The following is a 7,783-nucleotide window of genomic DNA, read 5'->3' as shown; positions in this document are numbered from 1 at the left end:
CAACGCGTCCCTGGCGATCAGCAGGCTTTCACAACCCTCCGGCGGCGCGTCGGCGTGAACGATCGCCAGGTCGATTTCCAGGGTCTCGAAGTCGACGGGCGTCCCGCTGGTGTCCAGCCAGGGTTCGCAACCGGGCACCGCCGCCCGCAGGGACGGCAGGCGGTGCAGCAGCCAACGCCGGGCGAAATCGCGCGGGGCGTAGATGACCACGCTGCCCGGTTTTCGATAGGGCTCGAGGCGGCGATAACCCTCTTCCATGAGTTCGAGGCAGCGGCGCACCGTGCGTTGATAATCGCGTCCGGCATCCGTCAAACGAACCTCACGACCGCTGCGCAGAAACAGCGGCTGGCCGATATGACCTTCCAGCAGCCGCATCTGATGGCTGATGGCGGACTGGGTGAGGCCCAGTTCCTCGGCCGCGCGACTGAAGTTTTCCAGACGCGAGGCGGCTTCGAACCCCTTCAGAAACTGGGTGGGCGGAATATGTCTGAACTTCACCATCCATGAATTCCATTCATTTCGAACAGGAATCCTTCTCAGTTGTAAGGCGATGATGCCTGCTTAACAATGAGAGCTGTAAATGAATGGAGCATTTCATGAACGCCGTTGAATGGCCGACACAGCAATTGCGGTTCCGCCGGCCGGCCGAGTTCGAACCTCATGCCAGGACTTGGATGGCATGGCCGCACCGGCGGGATATGTACGCGGCCGCACTGCCGGCCATGCAGCAGGCCTATGCCGATGTCGCCCGTGCCATCCGCGAGTTCGAGCCGGTCAGCATGGTGGCCCATCCCGATCACGCCGAAAGCGCGCGGGCCATGCTCGGCGAAAGGATCGAGGTCGTCGAAATTCCGATCGACGACTGCTGGATACGCGATTCCGGCCCGACTTTCCTGAAACTGGCCGATGGCGGTCTGGCCGGCGTGTCCTGGCGCTTCAACGCCTGGGGCCGCAAGCACGAGCCCTATGATCAGGACAATGCCCTTGCCGAGCGTGTGCTGGCGCATGAGGGGGCGCTTGCCCTATGCTCTTTCCTGCATTGCGAAGGCGGCTCGCTGACCACCGATGGGCAGGGCACGTTGATCGTGACCGAGACCAGCCTGCTTCATTCCAACCGCAATCCGGGCATGGCCAAGGCCTGGGTGGAGAAGGAACTCATGCGCATGCTGGGCATGGAGAAGGTCGTCTGGCTGCCCGGCGATCCGCTGGACCTGGAGACGGACGGCCATGTCGACGGCATGTGCTGCTTCGTGCGGCCGGGCGTGGTGATGTTCGAATACAATCCCGCCCCATCCGACCTGCATGGCCGTATCCTGGCCGACAATCTTGCCGCCTTGCGCGGCCAGACCGATGCGCGTGGGCGCAGTTTCGAGGTCATCATGATCCCCGAGGCCTATGACGTCGAGGCGACCAGCGCGGTCTTCGCCCGTTCCTACATCAATTTCGCGCTCGCCAATGGCGGTGTGGTGATGCCGACCTTTGGCCGCCCGTCCGGTGAAGAGGCAAAGGCGGCTGTTGTCAGGGCCTTCCCGGACCGGCGCATCGTCACCGTCGATGTCGGCGCCGTCGTGCCGGCGGGCGGCGCCATCCACTGCATCACCCAGGAACAGCCGGTCTAACTCTTTGTTTTTACGCAGGTGAACCAATGAGGGCATCATGGACGCGTCGCAAAGTCATCATGGCAGCAGGCCTGGCGGTCATGCCTGAGATCGCGATCAACGCAGTCAGGGCCGACGACCTGACATGGGCTGCCCCCGCGGAGGCGGAGCCGCATGCCCGGACCTGGATGGCCTGGCCGAGCACGCCGGCAATCTATGGCGGGTCCGGGGCCTATTACGAGAGCGTCCAGGAAACGCTGGGCAGGCTCGCGGCGGCTATCGCCGAGAACGAACCGGTGGCGATGGTCGCGCCGGCGGATCAGCACGCCCTCGCCGCCGAACTTTGCGGCGCAAAGGTTGAACTCGTCGAGCTTGCGACGGACGACATGTGGATGCGCGATACCGGTCCGGTTTTCGTGCGTTCCGCGAAGGGGTCCATCGCCGCCGTCGATTTCGGCTTCAACGGCTGGGGCAACAAGCAAGCGCATGCCCGCGATGCCGAGGTCGCGGCCGGCGTTGCCGGGCATCTCGGCGTCCCCAGCCATGTTGCGTCGATCCGGGGCGAAGGTGGCGGCGTCGAATATGACGGCGACGGCACCTTGCTGCTGACCGAGAGCTGCTGGGTCAACGACAATCGCAATCCAGGTTTGAGCCGCGCCGAAATCGAGGAGCATCTCAAGTCGATCCTGGGCGTGGAAACCGTGATCTGGGTTCCCGGCGTTCGGGCCAAGGACATCACCGACGGCCACATCGACGGCTCGCTGCGCTTCGTGAAGCCCGGGCTGGTCGTCGCCAGCGCCTGGCCTGGCGATACATCCGAATGGGGCCGGGCGCACGCCGAGTCGCTCGCCATCCTGGCCAAGGCCAGGGACGCCAGGGGGCGCGGCTTCGAGGTGATCTCCATTCCGGCCGCCACCGAGGTGCGCTCGACGCGCGACGACGTGCTGACCAGCTATGCCAATTACTATGTCGGCAACGGCGCGCTTTACACGCCGCAATTCGGCGACGGCAAAGCCGACGCGCTGGCGAAGGAGACGCTCGGCCGGCTGCATCCGGATCGGCGCATCGTCCAGCTCGACATGGACCGCATCTACGAGAATGGCGGCGGCATCCATTGCGTCACCCAGCAACAACCCTTGTGAGATGAAACCATGCGTCAGCTGATTGCCGCCGCCGTTCAGATTTCCTGCACCGACGACGTCGAGGCCAATCTCGAAAAGCTTGAAGGCCGTGTTCGCGAGGCGGCAGGGCGCGGCGCGCGGCTTGTCGTGCTGCAGGAGCTGTTCGAGGGCGTCTATTTCTGCATCGACGAGGATCGGCGCCACGACGCACGCGCCCGTCCGCTGGCAGGTCATCCAACCATCGAGCGCATGAGCGCTCTGGCGCGCGAAACGGGCACGGTGCTGCCGGTCTCGCTGTTCGAGCGCGATGGTTCGCGCCTGTTCAACACGCTGGTCATGATCGACGCCGACGGCAAGGTGCTGGGCCATTACCGCAAGAGCCATATTCCCGACAGTCCGGGCTACTGCGAAAAGTTCTACTTCGCCGATGGCGACACCGGCTTTCGCGTCTTTGAAACCGCCGCCGGCAGGATCGGCACGGGTGTCTGCTGGGACCAGTGGTTTCCCGAGGCGGCGCGCGCCATGGTGCTGATGGGCGCCGAGGTGCTGATCTACCCCACAGCCATAGGCTCCGAGCCGTCCTATCCCGGCTGGGACTCGCGGGATCACTGGCAGCGCGTGATGCAGGGACATGCGGGCGCCAATCTGACGCCGGTCATCGCCGCCAACCGGGTCGGCGCCGAGAAAGGCGAGACCGGCGCCGTGGTGTTCTACGGTTCGTCCTTCATAGCCGATCATACCGGGGCCAAGCTGGCGGAAGCCGACCGCGTCTGCGAATGCGTGATCACCGCGGCCCTCGACCTCGACGAGATTGCCAGGGCAAGGCGCGACTGGGGCGTGTTTCGCGACCGGCGCTACGATCTCTACGACGCGCTGATGCAACCGACGCCGGAGCGTCTGCTCGCCCGGAATGCGGCCTGACACGCTTCGCCTGAGAGCATGGCCCCGCAAGCAGCGGGGTTTCACCAAGGGAGGAAATGATGAAGATCTGGCTCGCGCTTGTCGCGGCATGCCTTTTTGCGTCCCCGGCTCTGGCCGAGGAGAAGGTGCTGCACCTCTATTCCTGGGAATCCTATTTCGGTCCCGACTCGGTCGCGCAATTCGAGAAGGAGACCGGCATCAAGGTCACCTACGATCTGTTCGATTCCAACGACATCGTCGAAACCAAGCTTCTGACCGGCGGCTCGGGTTACGATGTCGTCACCATCAACCTGTCGCCGCATATGCAGCGCGAGCTTCCGACCGGCGTCTGGGGCGCGCTGGACAAGAGCCGGCTTTCCAATCTGGGCAATCTGGACCCGGCCGTTGTCGCCCGCGTCGACGAAGTCGACAAGGACGGGGCGCATGGCGTGCCCTGGATGTGGGGCACGACCGGCGTCGGCTACAACATCGACAAGGTCCACGCGATCATGCCCGATGCCCCGGTCGATTCGCTGCGCATGCTCTTCGATCCAGGGATCGTCGCCAAATTCGCACCGTGCGGCGTCGTCATGCTCGACGACGCGGAACAGGTGCTGGGCCTGGCGCTGATCTATCTCGGGCTCGATCCCGACACCACCGACCCGGACGTGCTGCAGAAGGCCGTCGACGTAGTCGCCAAGATTCGGCCCTATGTGCGCAAGTTCCACAGTTCGAGTTACATCAACGACCTTGCCGAAGGCGACGCCTGCCTGGCGCTCGGCTTCTCCGGCGACATGCACATAGCCGACATCAGGGCGAAGGAGGCAAAGCGGCCCTTCTCCATCACCTATCGCCTGTCGAAGGAAGGCAATCTGGTCTGGGCCGACGTGCTGGCGATACCGGCCGATGCGCCGCACCCGGAAGCGGCGCACGCCTTCATCGACTTTGTCATGCGTCCGCAAATCGCCGCCGCCGCCGCCAATGACACCGGGTTTTCGACCGCGAACAAGGCGGCGCTGTCGATGCTGGACGGGAAAATAGCCGGCGATGCGAATCTTTACCCCTCGGCGGAGGCCCAGAAGCGTTTCCATCTGCCGAAGGCGCTCGATCAGAAGGCGCTCAAGATGTGGTCGAGCGCCTGGAACCGCGCCAAGGGCCTGGAATAGGCCGGGAGCGTAAGCGCTCCGGGCCTGAAACAGCCAGGTCCGGAGCGCTTGGCTTCGACAATACGATCAGGCTGCCCTAGCGCCGCCGCAACAGGCTCTTCATGCGGTTGCGCAGGATGCGCGCCATGTTGCGGGTCTCGCGATAGAGATGCAATTGCGAGGCGGCCTGACGGGCGGAACGGTCGGCATCCGGCGTCAGCCCGATCACCAGCGTGCCCATCGGCTTGCGCTCGGTCCACAGCCTGCTCATTACCGGATGGTCGGGGACCGCGCAGGAATCGGTCATCATGATGTTGGGATCGTCGAGGTGCTGCCTGGTGACCTCGATCATCAGCAGCGTGCCTGGCGAATAGCTTGCCAATGTCTCGTCATAGGCCGTCTTCCAGGTATAGGCGACGCCGGCCTCGACGAAGACGATCAGGCTGGCGATCGTGCGGCCGTCGAGCGTCAGCGAATGGATGCGGCACATGTCTTGTTCGGCCAGCCGGTGCACGGCCTCGCGGGCAAAGGCGGCGCGGAAGCGGTCGATCGCCATGGCGGTGCGCTCGCGGCCTTTCCAGCCGGACGCCTCCAGCGTCAGGAAGCTTTCGATGGCGTGACGGATTTCTTCAGGCGCGCGCGCCACGACATGTTCCAGCTTGCCAAGATCGCCCAGGCGCCGCTTCAGACGGCGGAACTCGCGATAGTGGTGCGAGCGCAGCGAAGCCTTGAGATAATCGTCGCCGTCGAGTTCGCTCTCCAGCACCGGGCGCGAGGTCTGGCTCGTGGTCACCAGCATCAGGCCGCGTGTCTCGGCCACGGTGCCGACCAGGCTCGCCACGGGACCGTCGAGCCTGACGTCGGGCAGGACGAGGACCTTGGGCAACTTGAGATGCGGGCGCGACAGCATGGAAAAGAAGTCCTCGACCACGCCGACCGGGTCGTCGCGGTCGATCAGCGGCGTGCCGAGCGGACCGAACGGGCTCGACCAGGTGCGCATGACCGGCACGCCGAGCGGCACCACCGGGCGCTCGACCGAGATCGGCACCAGGAGGCGCAGCCGGTTGCGGTATTCGTCGCCGTCGCGGATGACCGCCAGCCGCACCTCGCGGTCTTCCAGCCGGGGCATGGCCGGTGCCAGGAAGCGCGGGTTGAAGAAGACGTTCGGCTCGATCGTGCGGGCGCAGAGATAGTCCAGTTCCTCGACCAGGTCGAAGCCGGCGGACGCCGGATAGATGGCAAGCTTGCGCTCTGGCCGGTTGTTGGCAAGGATCTCGATATGGGCCGGATCGGCGTCGCGTCCGAGCCCGGCAAGGCCCGACACCATGGCGCCGGCGGTGCCGCCGCTGGTTTCCTCAAGCAGGGGAATGGCTGCCATCAGGCGGCTCCTTTGGCTGGCACGAAGATGGCCATGACGATGCCGAGCTTGCGCCACACGGTGAAAGACAGCGCGCTGGCTTCGAAGATCATGGCGAAGGCGGTGGCCATGGCGGCGCCCCACAGGCCGAAAAGCGGGATCAGCACCACGTTGAGCCCGATGTTGAAGGCCAGCGTCATGGCATAGACGGCGGCGCAGATATTCTGATTGCCGCTCATGGTGAGCAGGCTCTCGCATGGGCCGACGGCGGCACGCGCCACAACGCCGAAGACGAGCAGGAACAGCAAGGGATAGCCCGATGTGAATTCGGGACCGAACAGCACGAGCATGGGCTTGCCCAGCACCAGCACCAGCACCGCCATGAAGAGCGACGGCCAGAAGGTCCACGACACCGTCTCGCGGGCAAAGGCGGCGAGCTTCTCCGGCTCGCCATGGGTGAACTGGGCATAGCGCTGGGCGACGCCGGCCTTGACGGCGAAGTAGACGAAATGCACCAGCGCCAGCGTCTTGACCGTTGCGAAATAGATGGCGACGTCGTTGGGGTCCATATAGGCGCCGACCATCAGCACGTCGGCATTGGTCAGCAGGAAGAAGAAGCTTTCGACCAGGAAGATCGGCAGCGAGACGATGAACCATTGCGCGAAATGCACCGTCATCGGCCCGGCCGGAATCTGGCGTTCCATGCGATGGGTGACGCCGATCAGCTGGGCAAGGGTGGTGACATAGGTCGCCGCGATCGAGGCGAAGATCGCGGTCCTGGCATCGGGAGCGTAACCTGCCCAAAGCATCAGCGCCATGAACAGCAGGATCAGCACCGGCCGCACCAGATAGGTCGGCGAGAGGGCGAAAAGCGCCCAGCTGTTGGCCCTGGCCTGGCCTTGCAGGAGATCCGACAGGGCGATCATCGGCAGGCAAATAATGCCGAGGATGAAGGGTATCACGTAGTAGTTTTCGAGCCAGGGCGCCGCCAGCCAGACGCCGAGCGCGCCCAGCCCGGCGATAAGAGTCGAGGCGATGAGCACGAACAGGCGGCTGGCCACGACGATGCCACGCAGCTCGTCCATCATGCCGCGCTCGCGGTATTCGGGAATGAAGCGGATGACCGAGGTGTGGAAGCCGAGGCAGGCAAGGTTGCCGACGATGACCATCGTCACCCAGACCAGCACGAAGATGCCGTATTCGAACGAACCCATCCAGCGCGCCATCAGCACCTGGCTGATGAAGGCGATGACGGCGCTGACGATGCGGATGGAGAAGGCGATGACCGACATGCGCCCGGCCTCGCCGCGCTCATCGGCGGTGAACAGCACGGCGTCGATGCGGTCGAGCAATGGCCCGACGCGCAGCGCCAAGCGCTGCGGCAGGAACCGCCCGGCAGTCGTCGCCGCGGAAAAGCGCACCCAGAACTCTCCGTTTTCCGCCTCTTTTCAGGCTTTGGTGTAGCCGAGACACCTTAAGAAAACGTGGGTGGAGAGCTTCCTTCTCCCCGTCCCTATACGGGGAGAAGGTGCCGGCAGGCGGATGAGCAACTGTGTTTGTCAGGATGGTTTTGGATTCCAAGGTTTGTCGTTTCGGATCATTGCGCTGAGGATGGTCAGGATCTTTCGTGCGACGGCCACGAGGGCGACCTTGGGCGCCTTG

At 64.4% G+C, this 7,783-nt stretch carries 7 protein-coding genes; 4 read left to right on the top strand and 3 right to left on the bottom strand.

Annotated features, from left to right (window positions below; all coding sequences use genetic code 11):
* A partial coding sequence (locus J0I79_RS01715; protein ID WP_292854890.1) for a LysR family transcriptional regulator occupies positions 1 to 501 on the bottom strand: 501 nt, incomplete at its 3' end.
* Positions 502 to 596: 95 nt separating this feature from the next.
* On the opposite strand from J0I79_RS01715, the gene J0I79_RS01710 reads away from it, so the two are divergent.
* Genes J0I79_RS01710 through J0I79_RS01695 form a run of 4 tightly spaced genes read left to right on the top strand, consistent with a single transcriptional unit; the run spans position 597 to position 4,785 of the window.
* On the top strand, positions 597 to 1,619 hold the full coding sequence (locus tag J0I79_RS01710) for an agmatine deiminase family protein (protein WP_292854888.1): 1,023 nt from the start codon (positions 597 to 599) through the stop codon (positions 1,617 to 1,619).
* Positions 1,620 to 1,678: 59 nt separating this feature from the next.
* The gene (locus J0I79_RS01705; protein ID WP_292854886.1) at positions 1,679 to 2,740 is read left to right on the top strand and encodes an agmatine deiminase family protein; all 1,062 of its coding nucleotides are present in this window, start codon (positions 1,679 to 1,681) and stop codon (positions 2,738 to 2,740) included.
* 9 nt (positions 2,741 to 2,749) lie between these two features.
* Complete coding sequence (gene aguB, locus J0I79_RS01700) at positions 2,750 to 3,640, top strand: N-carbamoylputrescine amidase (protein WP_292854884.1); 891 nt, start codon at positions 2,750 to 2,752, stop codon at positions 3,638 to 3,640.
* 59 nt (positions 3,641 to 3,699) lie between these two features.
* Positions 3,700 to 4,785 (top strand): extracellular solute-binding protein, encoded by a 1,086-nt coding sequence (locus tag J0I79_RS01695; protein ID WP_292854882.1) that lies wholly within the window; start codon positions 3,700 to 3,702, stop codon positions 4,783 to 4,785.
* Positions 4,786 to 4,861: 76 nt separating this feature from the next.
* Here the strand turns inward: J0I79_RS01695 and J0I79_RS01690 are convergent, their stop codons facing one another.
* A complete protein-coding gene (locus J0I79_RS01690; RefSeq protein WP_292854881.1) occupies positions 4,862 to 6,142 on the bottom strand; it encodes a GNAT family N-acetyltransferase in 1,281 nt (426 codons plus the stop codon).
* On the bottom strand, positions 6,142 to 7,542 hold the full coding sequence (locus J0I79_RS01685) for an oligosaccharide flippase family protein (protein ID WP_292854879.1): 1,401 nt from the start codon (positions 7,540 to 7,542) through the stop codon (positions 6,142 to 6,144). Before J0I79_RS01685 ends, J0I79_RS01690 begins: the two co-directional genes overlap by 1 nt.
* Positions 7,543 to 7,783: the final 241 nt, after the last annotated feature.

The sequence above is a fragment of the Mesorhizobium sp. genome (assembly GCF_017306585.1).
Lineage (GTDB): Bacteria > Pseudomonadota > Alphaproteobacteria > Rhizobiales > Rhizobiaceae > Mesorhizobium.
Note: the sequence above shows the minus strand (reverse complement) of the source record. Positions and strands in the feature narration are given on the sequence as shown.